We start from the raw sequence: 18,310 nt of genomic DNA, 5'->3' as shown, positions 1-18,310 counted from the left end.
GTGCAAAGGCGATAAGGTGACCAAAATAGAGATGTTGGGGACGGGTAAGATAGCTGAGTTGATAATAACCAACCCAGAGTTGAGATTCTGTCATGGTTTGTGTGTTCTGATGAGAGGTTATTGTCATAAAAAGTGCGGTTAATTTTACCTTAATTTTTTTGAAGCAGAAAGGGAGGAAATCCTCCCTTTAACTTGTTTATGTATTAAGAATTATCCGGTTTGTTTTTGGTTTTTCATTGCCTCGCAAACTTCACAAGTTGGTTTTGCATCATTTGCGGTGAAGGATAACGCTTGGGGAGATTCGGGTGTGCCTCCTTGGGTGACTAAGTTGCCTTTCACTGTGACTTTACCTTTTAATGTAATGCCTTTGCTATCAATTACGATTGTACCGGACTTACCTCGAATTTTGACAAGACTTGAACCGGTCATTTGAGTGTTTTTGCTATGGTGTTTTAACTCTTTGCCGACTTTAAGCAATGCATTTCGATTGGCTTGATGAGTATAATCGCGACCAATTTTTGCGTGTTGATTGGCATAAATATCAAGGGCCAAATTGTTACCAATATTCAACACTTCATCTTTTTCAATCTTGGTCATTCGATTACGATTGATTTTGTTGGATTGGTCACGTCCGATGGTTAAGGATTCATCTTGCCCTACGGTTTCCGTACGGTTGTTGCCGATAGTGATTGTTTCATCGTGTCCGATCTGTTCTGTACGATCGTGTCCAATTTGGGTGGTTTCATCATTTTTTACTACATTGTTTTGATCACGTTCGGCGTGGATGAATACCTCTTCTTTACCATTTTCATCTTCAAATCGGAGCTCATTAAAACCATTGCCCTTGTGGGTTTTGGATTTGATCGTCATGCGGGTCTTATGCTCCGGTAGAGCATAAGGCGGTTCGGTCGTGCTGTGATAAGTTCTACCAATAATTACCGGTTGATCAGGATCGCCTTCTAAGAAATCTACCATCACTTCATGACCAATACGTGGAATGGCGATATGCCCAAACTGCGCACCAGCCCAACCTTGGCTGACACGAATCCAACAAGAGCTGTGCTCATTATTTTGTCCTTCACGATCCCATGGGAATTGGACTTTTACTCGTCCCCATTCATCGCAGTAAATTTCTTCATTGACGGGACCCACTACATGCGCCATATGCACTCCTTCAACAACTGGTCGGGGCTGTGGAGTCGGACGCCACTGTGCAGTGTTTGGGATAAGTTTGATTTGATTTTCATAACGGTTACCGTCTTCACCGGCTTCCTCTTCCAACACGCCGGGTTGCCAACCATAATGCTCAACACCAATTATCAGCCAATCACGATTAAACGCATCACGTGAATGGCCCGTTAAATCAAATACATAACCAGGTTGGACGTGTAGAACGTCACTTTTGGCAAAAGCCACTTCTGCTTCACGGCGTTCATATTCTAAGCGATATTGTGTAAAAGGTTTACCCTGTGCATCACGTTTATAACGTCCTGGATAGTCGTAACGCTCATATTGTCCTGTGCGGTATTCACCTAGAATATTATTGCCTTGTTGTGCTGATTGGTGCTCTTGGTTATAACGGGGATTGGTGAATGTATAGTCTCGCAAGGTTTGGTGGGTCGAAGTCAGTTTTTCTTCATACGCCCAATGCCATACGGCTGCTTCAGGGCGTTCACCGGCCGGCATCGCATTATAGACTAAAGTTCCTTTTTTTTCGGCAAGTGCAGTGCTATTGGAGAAGTGGAGGATATGGCTATCTTCGGAGTGTTCAAAATAATAGTATGATCCTTCTTCTGCGGCCAAACGTTCAATAAAGTTTAAATCGGTTTCACGATACTGTACGCAGTATTCACGCGTCCAATATGGGTCTTGTAAGTGGAATCGGCTTTGTGGAGTATTGTTTTTTTGGAGTAGGGTTTCAATAATTTTTTGGCTATCTTGTTGTTGGAAAATTCGTAAATCGGTTTGTAAGTTTGCCCGACAAAGGGAAGGTTCAATAACCATATGATAACGAGTGCGGGAAAACCCAGTTTTTCCTTGATTAAAGCTTGTCACGATACCATTGACATGGCGAATGGCTTGGTCATTTTGCCAAAAAGTGAGGGTGGCATTGTGGTCAATAATGGTGTGGAAATTAGGTTCGACGCCAAAACTTGCAACTTCCAATTCAAGACGGAATAAAGAAGAGAGTTGTTCTTTTAACACGAAACTGACAACATCAAACTGTATGGTGCCGTTTACAGTGAGGCTGTAACGGTAATTGGATTGCACTGCCATTTTATATATTCCTATGAGAATGTGATTGTAAAATATTTATGTGATTTAGAAATTACTCTTCAGCCCGAACAAGAGACTGTGAGGCGAGTAGTTCTGCACCACAAGCTGTTTTCATCCCTTCTAATGCGACACCTCTGCCATGGGCTGACATTTTTGATGAACCTTCTGCGATAGGGAAATTGCCTTTACACTTAGGACAGGCGGTGAGATCACCTTGTAAAGCAATATTTTTACCTCCTGCTGTCATAGAATGTGATCCTTGTAAGACTGTTCCTCCGTGAGATGTTTTGTCTCCAATCACGATTACTCGGCGAGCTGGCATGTTTCCTCCTATTAATGAATACAGAAATTCACTTAATCATTCTAAACCAAAATAATCAAAATTTCTTGACTTATTATGTGTTTTTTATTTTTAATGAACTTGAAGTTAGTGTACAAAAAACATAGTCAAATTTGCATGTATTCCTTTATAATACAGCTTCAAATTTTTATTGTTGCTTTGTACATTGATTTAGTGAGAGGGATTTTCTATAATCTTAGCATTTTCCGGTTTATTGTTTCCTTGCTAAAGCAGAACACAGTTTAATTTCAGAGAGGATTTTATATGTCAAAAATAGGTTCCGTTGCGCCGAAAGAGCGCATTAACATCAAATATACTCCCGCTACAGAAGGGCAGGTTGATGAAGTTGAATTACCATTAAAACTTCTTGTAACCGGAGACTTTAAAGGGACTGCGGAAGATCTGAGTCTAGAAGAAAGAGAAACTGTTTCTGTTGATAAAAATAATTTTGATGCGGTAATGAAACAATCAAATTTAACCATTGATGTAGCGGTACCAAATCGTTTGGAGGACGATGCTGGAAACCAAGATATCGGGATAAGCCTTAAGATTGAAAGCATGGCGGATTTTTCTCCGGATAATATTGCGAAGCAAGTTCCTCAGTTGAATAAACTTTTAGAGTTGCGTGAGGCGTTACTTGCCTTGAAGGGACCGATGGGAAATATTCCTGCATTTAGGAATAAATTACAAGAGCTTATTGCTGATCCAAGTGCAAGAGAATCATTGGAGAAAGAGTTGGCTATCATTTTAGAAAAAGAATAAGGTAGATTTATGGTTGCTAAAGATCAAATGGTAAAAGCTGAGCAGAAAGCTCAAACAACTAGTTTGCTTGATCAAATTATGGAGCAGACTCGTTTTAAACCTGAAAATGAAGATTATAGTGTTGCGCAACGTGGTATTGCTGAATTTATTTCTGAGATGTTAAAGTCAGATAATGCCGATACGGTTGTAAATAAAACATTAATTGATGAAATGATAGTTCGTCTTGATGAAAAAATTAGTCATCAAGTGGACGAGATTTTGCATAACGAAAAATTCCAAGAAATGGAATCAGCTTGGCGTGGTTTAAAGTTGCTTGTTGATCGTACCGATTTTCGTGAAAACATCAAGATTGAAATATTAAATGTTAGTAAAGAAGAGTTACTTGATGATTTTGAATATGCGACAGATGTGACTCAAAGTGGTCTTTATAAACATGTTTATTCTGCCAATTACGGACAATTTGGTGGTGAGCCTGTTGCTGCAATCGTAGGGAATTATACTTTCACGCCATCAGCTCCAGATATTAAATTATTACAATATGTGTCTTCCGTTGGAGCAATGTCTCATGCACCGTTTATTTCTGCTGCAGGCCCTGAGTTTTTTGGATTGGATAGTTATGCTTCTTTATCTGAAATTAAAGAGGTGAAGGATATTTTTGAAGGTCCTCGTTATGCAAAATGGCACTCTCTAAGAGAGTCGGAAGATTCCAAATACTTAGCACTAACGATGCCCCGCTTTTTATCTCGTTTGCCTTATGATCCGATCGAAAATCCGGTCAAGACTTTTAATTACCAAGAAGGTGTTAATGGCAAGCATGATAATTATTTATGGAGTAATGTGGCATTTTTAATGGCCTCAAAGGTAACAGATAGTTTTGCTAAGTATCGTTGGTGTCCGAATATTATTGGTCCACAAAGTGGAGGCGCAGTTGAAGATCTTCCTGTGCATCTGTTTGAGTCATTTGGTCAACTTCAAGCTAAAATTCCAACGGAAGTCTTGATTACAGATCGTAAAGAGTTTGAATTAGCTGATGAGGGTTTTATTCCTTTAACAATGCGTAAAGGAAGTGATAATGCGGCATTTTTCTCTGCAAATTCTGTACAAAAACCAAAAAAATTTCCTAATACGGAAGAGGGAAAAGCTGCTGAGACGAATTATAAGCTTGGTACGCAATTACCGTATATGTTTATAGTGAATCGTTTGGCACATTATTTGAAAGTTTTACAGCGTGAGCAGATTGGTTCCTGGAAAGAGCGTCAAGATCTTGAACGAGAGTTAAATGTGTGGCTTAAGCAGTATGTTTCTGATCAAGAAAACCCACCGGCTGAAGTTCGTAGTCGTCGTCCTTTACGCTCAGCCAAAGTAGAGGTTTCGAGTGTGGCCGGAGAGCCTGGTTGGTATAAGGTTTCTTTATCAGTTCGACCGCACTTCAAGTATATGGGGGCTAGTTTTGATCTTTCCCTTGTTGGTCGATTAGATATTGATAGCAATAAGTAGTTCCTTATATGGGATTTTGGAACAGGATCAAAACAGCATCGCGAAATAATACGAATGTTATCCGACGAAAGACTGATGCTGAACTTGTTAGTGACTTGATTCATTCAATAAAAAAGAATATAGAATTAATATTAAATTCTAGAGAAGGGTGCACATTATGTGCACCCGGTTTTGGTTTAAAAGATTTTAATGATGCAACAGCTACAGCTCTAAGTTTGAGTCAGGCTATTATTTCAAATATTCGTTCAAGTTTGGAACGTTACGAGCCTAGAGTGCGAATTACAAAAATAGAGTATATCCCAGATATTTATGATGTACTTCAACTTAATTTCCGAGTTACTTGTGTTGTGTTACTAAAACAAAAGAGTGAGTTAACTGAACTGAATATTATTTTAGATAGTTCAAATAAAAAGTTTAGGATTATGTAAATGTCTTTGAGAGAGTTTTTTAGAGCTGAATTAGATTTTCTAAAAAAAGATGGTCAGTATTTTTCAAAGAGTTATCCCCACTTATCGCGTTTTTTATCTGATGAGATTGTTGATCCTGAAGCAGAAAGAATTATTGAATCTTTTGCATTTTTAACAGCACGTTTGAAAGAAAAATTAAAGGACAATTTACCGGAGATAAGTCAATCAATGATTCAACTTCTTTGGCCTAATTATCTTCGTCCTTTGCCTAGTAGTGCTATTTTAAGTTTTCAACCAAAAGAAAGAGCTATTAGTACAAAACACGTTATACCAAAAGGCACTTCTGTATTTTCAAAGCCTGTTGATGGTACTGCCTGTCAATTTCAGACGACTATGGATGTTGCGGTTTACCCACTGGTTTTGGAAGCTGTAAATAGTGTATCAGGTACTGAATCGACAACAATTGAATTAGATTTAGAGAGTATAACAGATAATGGTTTATCGTCATTACAGTGTGATGAATTGTCTTTTTATTTATCAGGTAGCGATTATAGTGCATTGACTTGTTACCAATGGCTTTTTAATTATTTAACAAGGATCTGTATAAAATCTGGAGATAAAATAATTGGTTTGCCTATTGATATCATATCTCCAGTTGGTTTTGATAAGAATGAGTCGCTTATTCCATATCCAGATAACGCTTTTGATGGATATCGATTAATTCAGGAGTTTTTCTTTTTTCCTAAAAAATTCTACTTTTTTAAATTGAAACAACTTCACTTGTATTTAAGGACAATAGAAGCTAAAAAATTTAAAATAATATTTGAATTTAATCGTGCCTTTCCGAAAGATCTTAAATTAACAAGGCTGGATTTTTCGCTTTATTGTGTACCAATACTTAATTTATTTGAACACGATGCGGTACCTATCAATTTTGATGGAAAAAGAGATCTATACCCAGTTATACCCACAGGATTTAATCGTGAACATTTTGAAATTTTTGATATTAAAAATGTTTTAGGTTCTAGGGTAGCTAAAGAGCTACATTCCACTGAGGTGCGTGGTTACTCTAAATTTGAATCATTCGGACATAGTTTAGGATTGAACAAGAAAGGGTATTATAAATCAATTATTAAGGATAATATCCAAGAAACAAAGTATGATCATTACATTTCTTTTGTTTCTGATATGAATAAAGTTTTAGAGAATACAAGGGAAACTGTTTCTATAGAGTTAGACTGTACTAATCATAATCTGCCAGAATTATTAGGTATAGGAGATATTTGTGTACCATCTCAAAATACTCCTTCCTATATTGATTTTAAAAATATTACATTGCCGGTAAAAAGTGTTCGTGCAATACTGGATGAAACGCTTCAATGGAAATTAATTTCTAATCTTTCGTTAAATTATTTGTCTTTGACAAAACTAGAAATTTTAAAAGAAATTTTATTAATTTATGATTTCTTATCTGTTTATGATATTCAAGCAATGAGAAGGACGGAGAAGAGATTGGCCGGAATGGAATTTATTCATACACGTCCGATTGATAAGGTTGTTAAAGGAGTTGTGTATAGAGGACAAAAGTCAGAGCTTAAGATAAACAGTAATAATTTTCTCTGCGAAGGTGAGCTTTTTTTGTTTGGTTCCATTTTAGCTGAATTTTTTAGATTATATGGGACAATTAATTCGTTTCATATATTAGAAGTAGTGAATACAAGTAATAATGAGATATTTAAATGGGAACAGAGAACATCTCTTCACGGAGTGATCTAAGGGAATTTGGTTTTCACCAGCTTGTCGAAGCTATTGCTGATTTATCCTCTGTAGAATTAAATGACTTAGAAAATACATTAATTGAGGAATCTATATTTCAATTTTTTAGTAATCCTAAAATTAGTTTTCCCACTGGAGATATAGAGAGATTATTAATTCTTGATCGAGGAAATAAATGGCAGTTTCAATTTTTAGTTAATTTTCTTGGGTTACAGGGTTCTTCAGGTCCTTTACCAGGTAACGTATTAGATGAAATAGCTGAGGAGTTTTATGAAAATGAATCTGTTCAGACAAGGTATTTAGACTTTTTTAATCATCACTTGATTGCTATGTTTCATCAGATTTGGCGAAAGTATAAATACTATATCACATTTAAGTCTGATTTTTCTGATAGTTATTCTCAAAGCATATTAAATTTATTAGGAGTGCCTAGAAATTTTCTGAATTCCTCAACTCTGAATTGGAGTAAAATTTTCCGTTATATTGGATTAATACAATCTGGAGTGAGAACAGCAAAAGTTCTTGAATATATTATAAAAGATTATTTTGAATTAGATAACGTGTATATTGATGAATATATTCGTCAATTAGTAGAGATTGAAGAAGAACAGAAGAATCAGCTTGGAATGAAAAATATTGTATTAGGTGAAAGTTTCATCTCTGGAGATAAAGTTGAATCTTATTCAAATAAGTTTAGAATAAATATAAATAATTTAAAACTTGATGATTTTTATCGTTTTTTGCCGAATACATTAATGTATACGCGTCTTAAAGAATTGATTTGTTTTCTAATGAAGGATCCATTACCTTATGATGTATCCTTAGGGTTACACCCCAGTACGCAATCAGTTTTTATTCTAGGAAAGGAAAATTCAAGTCTCTTAGGGTGGACAACTCTGATAAATTCGGATTTAGCTAGTGGCTGTTTTTTAGGTAGGGTTCTTATTGAAGGAGACATGTAAGTGCATAAGCTTTTACTAATGGTGACTGATGCCTTTATGCTTGAATGCGGAACATTACCACACTGCTATTTTGACCTGTTAGGTGGTTATGTCGGTTCTGGAATAAACTCTCAATGGAAGATAAATAATTTAAAAAATGAGCTTTCAAGTATTGAATTTGAGATAAGATATTATAATTCGTGTTTCTGTTTGGTTGCACATACCAAGAATGTTTTCATTAATGCTTCAACTCGACCACTCCCTGAAGATGGAGTAATAAAATTGAATGATAATGATCTTATTTCTTTGTTTAACTATAAAATAAGAGCTAAGGTTTTTACAAATGAAGTAGAAGTTGTAACGTTACAAGATGAGTTATCTTATTTAGTCAATAAGCCAACAGATAAGTTGATGTTAAATTTAGAAGTGCATAGGGATAAAGCCCATTTGGTGAATGTACGTAGTGATGATAATGATTTGTTGGTACAAAAAGCGAATGAAATAAACCTTGATCCTTTATTGGCATTAAAAGTAGATGAAGAAGATATGAATGTAGAAGTTGTTAATGATACTTCTGAGCGAATTAGAGTAGCAGATTACAAATTTTTTAATCCAAATATCGAAAGTGGATTGGAGTGTTACGCTCCTACTGAATTTAGTACACTGTCCTATGAGTTCCAACCCGATACGGATAACTTAGTTGTTGAAAATAAAGTATTATCACGGGGTGGTATATCTTCTCCAAGAAAAATTGAGATGAAGAAGGATACTGTTTTAGATCCTCTATTTTTTATTAAATAACTTAAGGAAAACTTATGAAATTGAAATCTTTATTTATATTTCCTGTAGTAGCATTAGCTATTATCGGTTGTTCTTCTAATGAACCAAATGTGAATCCGCGCCTGACAAAGGCTTCTACTTATTCATTGTCTATTTATGCAACAGATCGTGCAAATATCAATGTTTATTCTCCTAAGGATGATTTTGTCGCTGTTGTTAGTGATGAGGCTGATATGGAGTATTCAGAAGAATTTGATATTGCAAAAGGGAAATTAAAGCCCCCAATAACAATGGATGAATATCGAAAAAATATTACAGCTAATAGCTCTAACGCAGATAAACAAGTTATTGAACAGGAAAAGGGCAAAGCGGATACTCGTGCAACACCAGTAATGTTGAAAGTATTTCAGTTAACGGATAAATCTTTATTTTTAAGTAGTACATATGATGATTTCAGAGGTAATGATTTTACAGATTCTCTAGGTAAAACTTATATCTCTAATATTGATTTAATCATTGCACCTAATCAATTTAGATTCATTGATTTTGAAGCATTAAATGAAAAAACATATTATATTGGTGTTGTTGCGCTTTATAATGGCTACGAAAACCGTAAATGGAAGGGGATTGTTCAAGTTAAACCTAAAGGGGGAGAAAGTTATCCTTTATTGATTAGAGTGTTGGATTCAAAAGTTGAGATTTATAAGGATAACTAATGTCTGTATCAAATCGGGTTTTATGGAAAGAAGGCCTATTTATTAGGCCTCAACATTTTCAGCAAGAAAGTCGTTTTTTGACTTCTCAATTAAAACAGATTATAGATATTTCAAGCTATAATTTCGGGTTTGAGAAGGTTATATTTGATCAGCAACAACTTGCTTATGGAAAATTCGCTCTTACTCAGTGTAAGGGGGTTATGCCTGATGGAACTCTTTTTAATTTACCTCTAACGGATAGTCTTCCTTCTCCTATAAGTATTAGTAGTCATTTGATTGGTGAAACCATTTACCTTTGTTTACCTTTTGCTGGTGTAGGGGAGATGGAGGTTAAGTATTTATCAAATAGCTCGGATATTATTGATTCTAGAAGTGAAATAATTTTTACAGAAGTAAAAGATGTTCATAGCGAGAATGGAACTTACTCCCAAATTGAGTTATTAAAAAATCAATATTTTTTAAAATCCTCACTAGAGGATCTTAGTAGCTATGTTACTTTACCTGTTGCTAAAATAAAGGATATTTCCTTTGATCATCAAGTGATATTAGATGACGATTTTTATCCAATGTCGTTAAATGTTGGTGCAATGCCGGTGTTTGTTAAGAAGTTATCAGAGTTATCGGACTTAATTTCGTTACGAGCGCAGAATATTGCCAGTCGAATTGGAAATCCTGAACAGTCTGGAGTCGCTGATATTAATGATTTTCTGATGCTTTTGACATTAAACCGAGTGTTACCTCTTGTGAAGAGTATAGTAAAATTAGGTAAGAATCATCCATTAGCTGTATATAAATTCCTTGCATCTTTACATAGTGAGTTAGCTACGTTTGTTCTAAAAGAACGCTTTTCTGAAACCTTCTATGAATATTTGCATGATAATCCGGCTCTTTCGCTGAATTCATTGTTTAGTGATATAAAATCTTATTTGAGCGTTGTGACTAATACAAGGGTTATTTCATTACCTATTGTGGCACACCAATATGGTGTTTATACTGCTCAAGTAAATGATCCTTCTCTTTATTCTACTGCCGAATTTATTATTGCGGTTAAAGCACACCTACAGCCGGATTTATTAAAAAATCAATTTGTTCAACAAACTAAAATTTCAAGTATTGAACAAATTAACCAATTAGTACATTTACAGTTACCTGGTGTGCCAATACATGCACTACCTGTGGCTCCACGATATTTACCTTATCATTCCGGTTTTATATATTTTCAGTTAGATAAAACCTCTCCGTTTTGGGAAAGTTTGTTATCATCATCTGGATTGGGTTTTCATATAGTAGGAAGCTATCCGGGGTTAGAGCTTGAACTTTGGGCTATTCGAGGAGATTTATCGTAGTGAGTAATCAAAAATTATTAAATACATATAATTCTTCAGTAGATATGTCTGCAGATAGCGTTTTTATTACTAATAATCTTCCTGTTATTAATGAAAAGACGGATCTATTATATGAACAAGTTGGAAATATTGATTTTGACATAGACTACGATTTCCAGTTACAAACTCATACCTATAATTCATTAATTGAATTGGCTAATCCTTTACTTATTAGCGCACTTCGTTTAAGAAAGATTTCTCATTTGGATGATATTACTGGACTGTATTCTAGAATGCAGAATGAAATTTCTGCGTTAAGTGAGAAGGTGAAAGCTCTTAATTATGATAGTGCATTTCAGTTATCATTTAGGTATTGTATTTGTACATTTATTGATGAAATGGTTATGGCGACCCCATGGGGAAGCTCGTCTATTTGGGGGCAACGCTCTTTATTAGCTTATTTCCATAATGAAACTTGGGGAGGAGAGAAGTTTTATTCTATTTTATCTCGAACAATGCTAGAGCCAGAAAAGTACCATGAATTACTGGAATTTATGTATATTTGTTTAGCATTAGGGTTTAAAGGGCAGTATGCATTAAATCCTCATAGTCAAGAAAATATACAAAATATACTGTTAAAGTTACAGAAAACGTTGAGACCATTGCGAGGTTATGATTATCAAAGGAAGCAACAAATACATTTATATAGGAAAGATTATACAATAAAGAAACCGTTTTTGTTAAACCACCTTATATGTGGGAGCTTATTGGTTTTTGCGTTGATTTATTTTATATATAGCATGCTCTTAGACTCACACTCGACAGATGTTATTCATAATATTAATGATATTATGAATAACATGTAGTATGTCTTTTAGGGGGATTTATGATAATAACTCGCAATTTTTGCTTCATGTATAAGTCTGTTTTACTAGGTTTGTTATCAATGGCTTCCGCTGAGGTATTGTCGGAACAGAAAGTTCAACCAGAACAATGTACGCTAATAAAATCAAATGCTAACCGTCTTGCTTGTTTTGATCGTTTTTTTAATACACCGGTTAGAACGCAGGTTATTGATGATAGAATTATAGGTAACCTTATCCCTAAATTAGTTGGTGATATTTTTACATTGACGAAAGATGACAATCATTTTGTAGCTTCTGAGAGCAATTTAGAAGTTGCATTGCCCAGTAAGGATGAAAAAGCTGCTATTTATATTGCCTGTAAGGATAATATTACACGATTTCAGATTGCATTAGATAAACCTGTTAAGACTAGTATAGCAAGCGTTCATATTGTAAATAATGAGACTAACCAGGTGGCATCTAAAATTGATTGGCAAAGCACTGAACGAGGGTATATGTTAGATGCTGGTCGGGGGTTATACGCAATTCAACAGTTAAAATCAATTTTGTATATTGATTCATTTTCAGTTTTAATTCCCCAAGAGAATAGAAGTTTTATATTTAAGAATAATGGATTAGCTTCTAAAGTTGCGTCTATAAGAAAAGAATGTGGTTGGTAGAATGAAATATCAAGATATCTTAAATGATATTATTGGTGAAGGATCTCCGGTTGGTATTCCTGATGAGGAGGGGGCGGTTTTTTCTGCTATTGATGAACAAGTAATAAAATTTGGTTCATTACAACATGATAGTATAAATTGGGATGAACTAATTAATTACTCTACCCAATATTTATCAAATATTTGCAAAGATTACAAAGTGTTACAATATTTGGGGTATGCCTTGTTACATAAAGCTTTTAAATCTAATTTATTAGATTTTTTATCTTTATTTTCTGAATTCAATAAGAAATATCTTTTTGTTGCCTATCCTAAACCGTCAAAAGATAATACAGTTAATCGTTTTAAAGAGAAATCAATAAACCTTATTTTTGAACGGATTGAAAATGCAATGGCGGGTAATTCGAGTATAGAATTTACTTATGTGGAATATGATAGGTCTAGTGTACTCATTAGTGAGCTTATTTCTCAATTGACTAATTTCGTTTCTAATGCTGAATCTGTTCTTAATCGACTTCAGCGTTTTGTAAAAGAGCGGTCAAATTCTAAAGAGAAATTATTGACAATCGAAAAAAATTCAAATCAGAACTTGGGTACTATTCAAATTGGAAAAAGCGCTACTTTATCAGTCCAAGAAACTATCACTAATGAGCCATCTAATTTTCCTAATATAGATAGAGTTGATTTAACTAACTCAAGACGATTAAAGCAATTTTATCTTCAAGTTGCAGATACAACTTGTTCGATTGAACCTGCTTCTGTATTAGGGTATGTAAGTCGTCGTTTTGGGTTATGGTATGGCATTACGCAGTTACCAGAAATGAATGCTCAAGGAAATACAATGATGCAGTCTGTTTCGGCGGATAAAGTGAGTGACTATACAGAACAAATAACATCTTCTCCAAGTACTGATTTATTGGAGCGCATAGAAAAAACAGTTACAACAAGCCCATATTGGATTGAGGGCAGTTATTTATCAGCTAAATGTTGTCAGGCTTTAAAATTTAATGAAGCTGCTGAAGCAATCAGGAATGTGACAAGACAGTTTGTTGATAAATATCCAATGTTTAATTTTGCAAAATTTCAAAATGGTGAACCATTCTTAAATGAAATAGTTTCGAATTGGTTGTTTGCTGAGTCCATGGTCAATCCGTCTAACCAAATATCATCAATGGGTGAGTTGATGAATGATTTTGAGGTACGTTATTCATCTGATGGGTTTATGTCTGTATTGAAATTGATTGATGAGCAGTTAAAATCGGCTATAGATATTCGTTCTCGGCATTATCTCCAATTTGAAAAAATACGCTTATTTTTAAAAGAGGGCATGCAGGCAATTGCTCTTAATGAGCTTTCTGAGTTGATTGACAATAGTAAAAAGTATGTAGTAGAAGAGTGGGATAGTACTTTCTTTAAGCAATTAGAGCAGTTCAAAAAACAAATTATTAAAGGATAATTAATGAATTATATAAACCGAATTCTTGGTCTTTTTCGCCAATTTACACGTCCAATATTTTCGCATTTAAGAAACTCATTTCCTGTGTTATTTGTGTTAGGGCTGATTCTACTTTTTGTTGGCATTTGGACTTATGGAACTTCGTGGAGCTTTTCTGGTATATCAAACGAAAATGGCTGGGATTATGAATTAGCAAAACAAGTGGGAATAGGAAGTCGAATTATTGCAACAGTTATTGTTTTATTGACTTTGGCAATTATCGTTATCTTGAAGCTTCAGTTAAAGAATATTCGCTTACGTAAAGAAAAAAATGAATTAGAAAAAGAACAGGAAGAAAAAGATATTATTCTGCCTTATATCAAGGATCAGGACGATAGTCTCGAGCTGATGGCTGAATCTTTAAAAGAGCATCTATCTAATAAAGACTATATCTACCAATTGCCTTGGTATATGGTGATTGGTTCACCTGAATCAGGAAAAACCAGTTTTATTAATCGTTCTAATCAAAAATTTACTTTGACGGCTGTTGAAAGAACGTCTAAGCGCTATATGCGTGAACATACTATGTATCAGATTGATTGGTGGGCGAGTGATGATGCTATTTTACTTGATCCCGAAGGTGGGATGATCCAGCAATTAAATTCTGAAAAAGATCCTGATGGAAAAGTAGCAAAGGGATTGTGGAGACATTTGCTTGATTGGATTAATGATGTTCGTCCTCAACGTCCTATTAATGGGATTATCTTAGTCGTTGATTTACCAAAACTTATTGCTTCAAACCATAGTGATAGACAGGCTTTAGCTGTGATATTGCGCAACCGTATTCGTGAAGTTACTGAGCAGTTTGGTGCTAGAGTTCCGGTGTACGTTGTTTTAAACAAATCTGATCTTATTGAAGGTTTTGAAGCTTTTTATGATGATCTAAAACAAGCAGAACGCCACCAAAACCTTGGTTTCTCTTTTACATTAAATACAGACGAACAGATTGATAATTGGACAAAAGAACTTGCCGATAGCTATTCTGCTTTTGTTAAAGAAGTTGAAGAAATCATTTTTGATCGACTTGCAGGAACAATTTCTCAAGAAGAACGTGAATCGCTTTATATGTATGCTCGTCAACTTGGTGGGATGCAAAATATTCTACTGCAATTTATTAGTGATGTGCTCGAAAGTGATCGTTTCACGACAACGCCTTATGTGAGAGGCGTATATTTTTCTTCAATCTTTCAAGAAGGTATCCCAATGGATTTTTATCAAACGGCTATTTCTAAGCAGTTTGATTTGCCGCATGTGGTGCCAAGTTATTCACCGGAAAGATCCCATAGAACTTATTTCACATATAATTTTTTCCAAAATATTATTTATCCCGAAGCTGGTTTGGTGAGCGATAATGAGAAAGAAAGTCGCCGAAATAAACGTAAGTTTATTTTCGGTGCTGTTGGTATTGCTATTTGTGGCATCTGTCTGCTAGTCACATGGCAAAGTTATTTTTACCAAAATAAAGCTGCAACAGTTAAAGCACTTAAATTAACAGATGAGTTTCGCCAAATGAATGTAAGTCAATCCATGGATCCGACCGGACGTAATTTATTAAAACCGTTAAATATGTTACGTCAAGCAACATATGCTTATGGGGATTATGAAAAAGCACTACCTGTTATTGAAGACTTTGGCTTATATCAAGGTAAAAAAGTAGGTGAAAAACTGAGTGAAGTCTATAAAAAATTCTTAGGAGAGCGTTTCTTGCCTGAAATAGCGATGGGGCTGATTGAACAGATGGATGCATTGCCGGAAGATAGCAATGAAGGTCTGGAATTATTGCGTGTTTATCGTATGATTGACGATATTACAAATCGTAAGGTTAAGATTCCTGAGCAATGGATGATTGGGTATTTACAGAAGAATTATCCTAAGAATCCGGATATTCAGCGTCAATTAATGGCTCATTTTAACTACGCGATGAAGTATGTTGATCCTGATTTGAGTCTGTTTGATAAAAAAATAGCAGAAAAGCAGCAGGAATATAGCAAGCTGCCATTAGCAGATCGTGTTTATCAAAATTTCAAAATTTTGGCTAATACAGAGTTACAACCTGCAACAGATCTTAAAGAGGAAATAGGATCAACGTTCAGCACAATTTTTAAAAGTGATTTAACAACAGAAGACCCTAAATTATTTTTTAAAGATAAGAATATTAGTTGGAGTGGCACATTAATTAGTCCATTATTTACTGATTGGGCGTATAAAGATTTCTATGATTTAAAGGCACAAGATTTATTGGAGCTCGCCGCAATAGATGCTTGGGTTCTTGGTAAACAGCAAACGACGAACTATTCAAAGGAAGAGTTGGAAAATTTGTCAGCTGAAATTCGTGAACGTTATATCATAGATTATATAGAAACCTGGCAAGATGCTTTGAATAATCTTCGTGTCGTTCATTTTGTTGATTTACGTCATGCCGTTGATGTTTTGGAAGCTTTGACTGGTAGTGAAAAACCTTTGCAGAAAATGGTTAATTTGGTTGATAAGAATAGCGATATTTACCCTAGCTTATCGGATGTGAATGTTGAGAATACAAGTAAAAATACAAATGTCGCGACAGAAAATCAGATGGCATCGTTACGGATTGCACAATATTTTGCTCCGTTGACAAACGAGTTAAAAGCATCTACAGATAGCCAGGCTCATTTTGATGATGTAATGAAAAAACTTTCTGAACTTAAGTTTTATATGCAAACTATTCAGAAATCGCCCGAACCATCACAAACAGCATTAAAAGCGATAATGTCAGAATTGAATTTGGAACGGACAAATCCAACTATTGACTTGAAACGCCTGGCAAACGAAATGGCCGAGCCATTATCTGTTCAGTTAAATAAAATTGCTGATGAAGCTTGGTTATTAGAATTAAAAACGGCACTAAATGAAATTAATACACTATGGAATCGTAATGTTTATAGTTTCTACCAAAATAGAATTGCGAACCGTTATCCATTAAATCGTAAAGCAACACAAAATATCTCATTAGATGATTTTCGAGATTTCTTTGGACCAAATGGACGAGTGCAGCGTTTTTACAATGACTATTTGAAATTTTTTTTGGAAGATAATGCCGAGCTTTCAGTTGTAAATGGAGAAAATATAATTTCTTCAGACTTTTTAACTGTACTTCAAGAGCTACAAGATATTCAAAGAAATTATTTTGATTCATCAGGTAATGTAAATGTCTCATTTAGCTTAAAACCGCTAGGGCTTTCGGGCAAATTTACTGCTTCAACGTTGAATATTGATGGTCAATTAGTTAAGTATAGCCATGAAGCACCGTCAGCAAGTCGATTAATTTGGCCAAATACTACAAGACAAGATGTGGAAACAAGTTTAACACTAATCTCTTCTCTAGGGGATTCGTCCACATTACGTCGTACTGGAGATTGGTCTCTGTTTAGAGTTTTTGATATGGCATCTAAGAAGGTTAATGGACAATCAGTAGATCTTTCATTTAAATTAAATGGTGGTGCAATTAATTATCGATTAACCATTGAAAATGGCACGAATCCATTCTTTGGTAATACATTGAATAGATTTAACTTACCGGCTAAGTTACTTGATACTGAAAAAGAAACTAAGGATGTATTAGAGCCGGTGGAGATTTATGAGGAAGTGGACGTTGAAGATAACCTAAATGGTAATTAATTCAATAGGGGAAGACTAATATGTTTTCCCCATTTTTATTACATTTAAAGAAAACGCTCGGGATTGTGTAAATGCAATAATTAAAAACGATGTAAAATAGTTTCTTTGCTTACAAAATAAAAAAGCTAAATAACGGATTATTTAGCTTTTTTAACGACTTACAAAATTAAACTTGAGGTCTACGCCAGTCATCAGAGCCAGATGTACCTGCAATAGTGTGATCCCAGTTAATTTTACGATAACTCATACTTACTTCCAATAATTGAGTATATGGTGCGTTACTTGGATCTTGAGCATTTGGCATTACTAAGTTCATATCTACAATTACAGCATCTTCTAATACAGTAGAGAAGAACTCTTCTTGACGACCATCAATAGAAGTACGGAACCAAGTCACTTCCACTTTAGGTAACATTTCACCAGAAGCTAAAGCATTGTACATTAATGGTACCGCTTTATTTAATGAACAAGTAAATTTGAAAGCTTTGTGAACACGTTGACCGGAAGGTTGACCTGATTGAGGATCGGTTGGAACAGTTACGATATGGCTAATTGCTTGTGCCATGATTTCATCTTCATGACCTTCAACATAAACATTACCGACAGAATCTTCGGTGAATGCACCTGCTGTAATTTTTCCTTGATTACTACCTTCAATGGAAATAAATGCTGGTGTTGGCATAAAATTCTCCTATGACTTTAAAGATTAAATGTAAACGGTTGTTGTCTTTGATAGACATGTATAACTATATCAAATTAAATGGCCACTTAACATTAAATTTTCACCGAAATAAGTATTTTTTAATTTGATTATC

15 protein-coding genes are annotated in these 18,310 nt (G+C 34.8%); 12 read left to right on the top strand and 3 right to left on the bottom strand.

Annotation, left to right across the window (positions count from 1 at the left end):
* Positions 1-210: 210 nt before the first annotated feature.
* Together BKL49_RS11715 and BKL49_RS11710 are read right to left on the bottom strand one after the other, a co-directional pair.
* Positions 211-2,277 carry a type VI secretion system Vgr family protein gene (locus BKL49_RS11715; RefSeq protein ID WP_077425685.1) on the bottom strand — a complete coding sequence of 689 codons (2,067 nt, stop codon included), beginning with the start codon at positions 2,275-2,277 and terminating at the stop codon, positions 211-213.
* Between the two features lie 52 nt (positions 2,278-2,329).
* Positions 2,330-2,599: a PAAR domain-containing protein gene (locus tag BKL49_RS11710; protein WP_077425682.1), complete on the bottom strand. Its 270-nt coding sequence runs from the start codon at positions 2,597-2,599 to the stop codon at positions 2,330-2,332.
* 282 nt (positions 2,600-2,881) lie between these two features.
* Here BKL49_RS11710 and tssB point away from each other — a divergent pair, with 282 nt between their 5' ends.
* From tssB to tssM, 12 genes are read left to right on the top strand one after another with little or no spacing between them, the layout of a single operon-like run.
* Positions 2,882-3,379, top strand: coding sequence for a type VI secretion system contractile sheath small subunit (gene tssB, locus BKL49_RS11705; RefSeq protein ID WP_077425680.1), 498 nt, complete (start codon positions 2,882-2,884; stop codon positions 3,377-3,379).
* Between the two features lie 9 nt (positions 3,380-3,388).
* The gene (gene tssC / locus BKL49_RS11700) at positions 3,389-4,876 is read left to right on the top strand and encodes a type VI secretion system contractile sheath large subunit (RefSeq protein ID WP_077425678.1); all 1,488 of its coding nucleotides are present in this window, start codon (positions 3,389-3,391) and stop codon (positions 4,874-4,876) included.
* Positions 4,877-4,884: 8 nt separating this feature from the next.
* On the top strand, positions 4,885-5,304 hold the full coding sequence (tssE, locus tag BKL49_RS11695; RefSeq protein WP_077425676.1) for a type VI secretion system baseplate subunit TssE: 420 nt from the start codon (positions 4,885-4,887) through the stop codon (positions 5,302-5,304).
* A complete protein-coding gene (gene tssF, locus BKL49_RS11690) occupies positions 5,305-7,059 on the top strand; it encodes a type VI secretion system baseplate subunit TssF (RefSeq protein WP_077425674.1) in 1,755 nt (584 codons plus the stop codon). It abuts the gene before it with no gap.
* Positions 7,023-8,021 carry a type VI secretion system baseplate subunit TssG gene (gene tssG, locus BKL49_RS11685; protein WP_077425672.1) on the top strand — a complete coding sequence of 333 codons (999 nt, stop codon included), beginning with the start codon at positions 7,023-7,025 and terminating at the stop codon, positions 8,019-8,021. Before tssF ends, tssG begins: the two co-directional genes overlap by 37 nt.
* Positions 8,022-8,801 (top strand): hypothetical protein, encoded by a 780-nt coding sequence (locus tag BKL49_RS11680; RefSeq protein WP_077425670.1) that lies wholly within the window; start codon positions 8,022-8,024, stop codon positions 8,799-8,801.
* A 14-nt stretch (positions 8,802-8,815) separates the two neighbouring features.
* Positions 8,816-9,496 carry a type VI secretion system lipoprotein TssJ gene (tssJ, locus tag BKL49_RS11675; RefSeq protein ID WP_077425668.1) on the top strand — a complete coding sequence of 227 codons (681 nt, stop codon included), beginning with the start codon at positions 8,816-8,818 and terminating at the stop codon, positions 9,494-9,496.
* Positions 9,496-10,842, top strand: coding sequence for a type VI secretion system baseplate subunit TssK (tssK, locus tag BKL49_RS11670; protein WP_077425666.1), 1,347 nt, complete (start codon positions 9,496-9,498; stop codon positions 10,840-10,842). The genes tssJ and tssK overlap by 1 nt, the downstream gene beginning before the upstream one ends.
* Positions 10,842-11,687 (top strand): type IVB secretion system protein IcmH/DotU, encoded by an 846-nt coding sequence (gene icmH, locus BKL49_RS11665; RefSeq protein WP_077425663.1) that lies wholly within the window; start codon positions 10,842-10,844, stop codon positions 11,685-11,687. Before tssK ends, icmH begins: the two co-directional genes overlap by 1 nt.
* Before the next feature lie 20 nt (positions 11,688-11,707).
* Positions 11,708-12,346 carry a type VI secretion system-associated protein TagO gene (locus BKL49_RS11660; protein WP_077425661.1) on the top strand — a complete coding sequence of 213 codons (639 nt, stop codon included), beginning with the start codon at positions 11,708-11,710 and terminating at the stop codon, positions 12,344-12,346.
* A gap of 1 nt (position 12,347) precedes the next feature.
* Complete coding sequence (gene tssA, locus BKL49_RS11655) at positions 12,348-13,802, top strand: type VI secretion system protein TssA (RefSeq protein WP_077425659.1); 1,455 nt, start codon at positions 12,348-12,350, stop codon at positions 13,800-13,802.
* A 3-nt stretch (positions 13,803-13,805) separates the two neighbouring features.
* Positions 13,806-17,495 carry a type VI secretion system membrane subunit TssM gene (tssM, locus tag BKL49_RS11650; protein WP_077425657.1) on the top strand — a complete coding sequence of 1,230 codons (3,690 nt, stop codon included), beginning with the start codon at positions 13,806-13,808 and terminating at the stop codon, positions 17,493-17,495.
* 166 nt (positions 17,496-17,661) lie between these two features.
* Here the strand turns inward: tssM and BKL49_RS11645 are convergent, their stop codons facing one another.
* On the bottom strand, positions 17,662-18,177 hold the full coding sequence (locus BKL49_RS11645; protein WP_059365521.1) for an Hcp family type VI secretion system effector: 516 nt from the start codon (positions 18,175-18,177) through the stop codon (positions 17,662-17,664).
* Positions 18,178-18,310: the final 133 nt, after the last annotated feature.

The organism is Rodentibacter myodis (assembly GCF_001999305.1).
Classification (GTDB): domain Bacteria; phylum Pseudomonadota; class Gammaproteobacteria; order Enterobacterales; family Pasteurellaceae; genus Rodentibacter; species Rodentibacter myodis.
Note: the sequence above shows the minus strand (reverse complement) of the source record. Positions and strands in the feature narration are given on the sequence as shown.

Coding starts and splice junctions, on each gene's coding strand:
- BKL49_RS11715 (WP_077425685.1), bottom strand. CDS start 2,277: ATGGCAGTGCAATCCAATTACCGTTACAGCCTCACTGTAAACGGCACC.
- BKL49_RS11710 (WP_077425682.1), bottom strand. CDS start 2,599: ATGCCAGCTCGCCGAGTAATCGTGATTGGAGACAAAACATCTCACGGA.
- tssB (WP_077425680.1), top strand. CDS start 2,882: ATGTCAAAAATAGGTTCCGTTGCGCCGAAAGAGCGCATTAACATCAAA.
- tssC (WP_077425678.1), top strand. CDS start 3,389: ATGGTTGCTAAAGATCAAATGGTAAAAGCTGAGCAGAAAGCTCAAACA.
- tssE (WP_077425676.1), top strand. CDS start 4,885: ATGGGATTTTGGAACAGGATCAAAACAGCATCGCGAAATAATACGAAT.
- tssF (WP_077425674.1), top strand. CDS start 5,305: ATGTCTTTGAGAGAGTTTTTTAGAGCTGAATTAGATTTTCTAAAAAAA.
- tssG (WP_077425672.1), top strand. CDS start 7,023: ATGGGAACAGAGAACATCTCTTCACGGAGTGATCTAAGGGAATTTGGT.
- tssJ (WP_077425668.1), top strand. CDS start 8,816: ATGAAATTGAAATCTTTATTTATATTTCCTGTAGTAGCATTAGCTATT.
- tssK (WP_077425666.1), top strand. CDS start 9,496: ATGTCTGTATCAAATCGGGTTTTATGGAAAGAAGGCCTATTTATTAGG.
- BKL49_RS11660 (WP_077425661.1), top strand. CDS start 11,708: ATGATAATAACTCGCAATTTTTGCTTCATGTATAAGTCTGTTTTACTA.
- tssA (WP_077425659.1), top strand. CDS start 12,348: ATGAAATATCAAGATATCTTAAATGATATTATTGGTGAAGGATCTCCG.
- tssM (WP_077425657.1), top strand. CDS start 13,806: ATGAATTATATAAACCGAATTCTTGGTCTTTTTCGCCAATTTACACGT.
- BKL49_RS11645 (WP_059365521.1), bottom strand. CDS start 18,177: ATGCCAACACCAGCATTTATTTCCATTGAAGGTAGTAATCAAGGAAAA.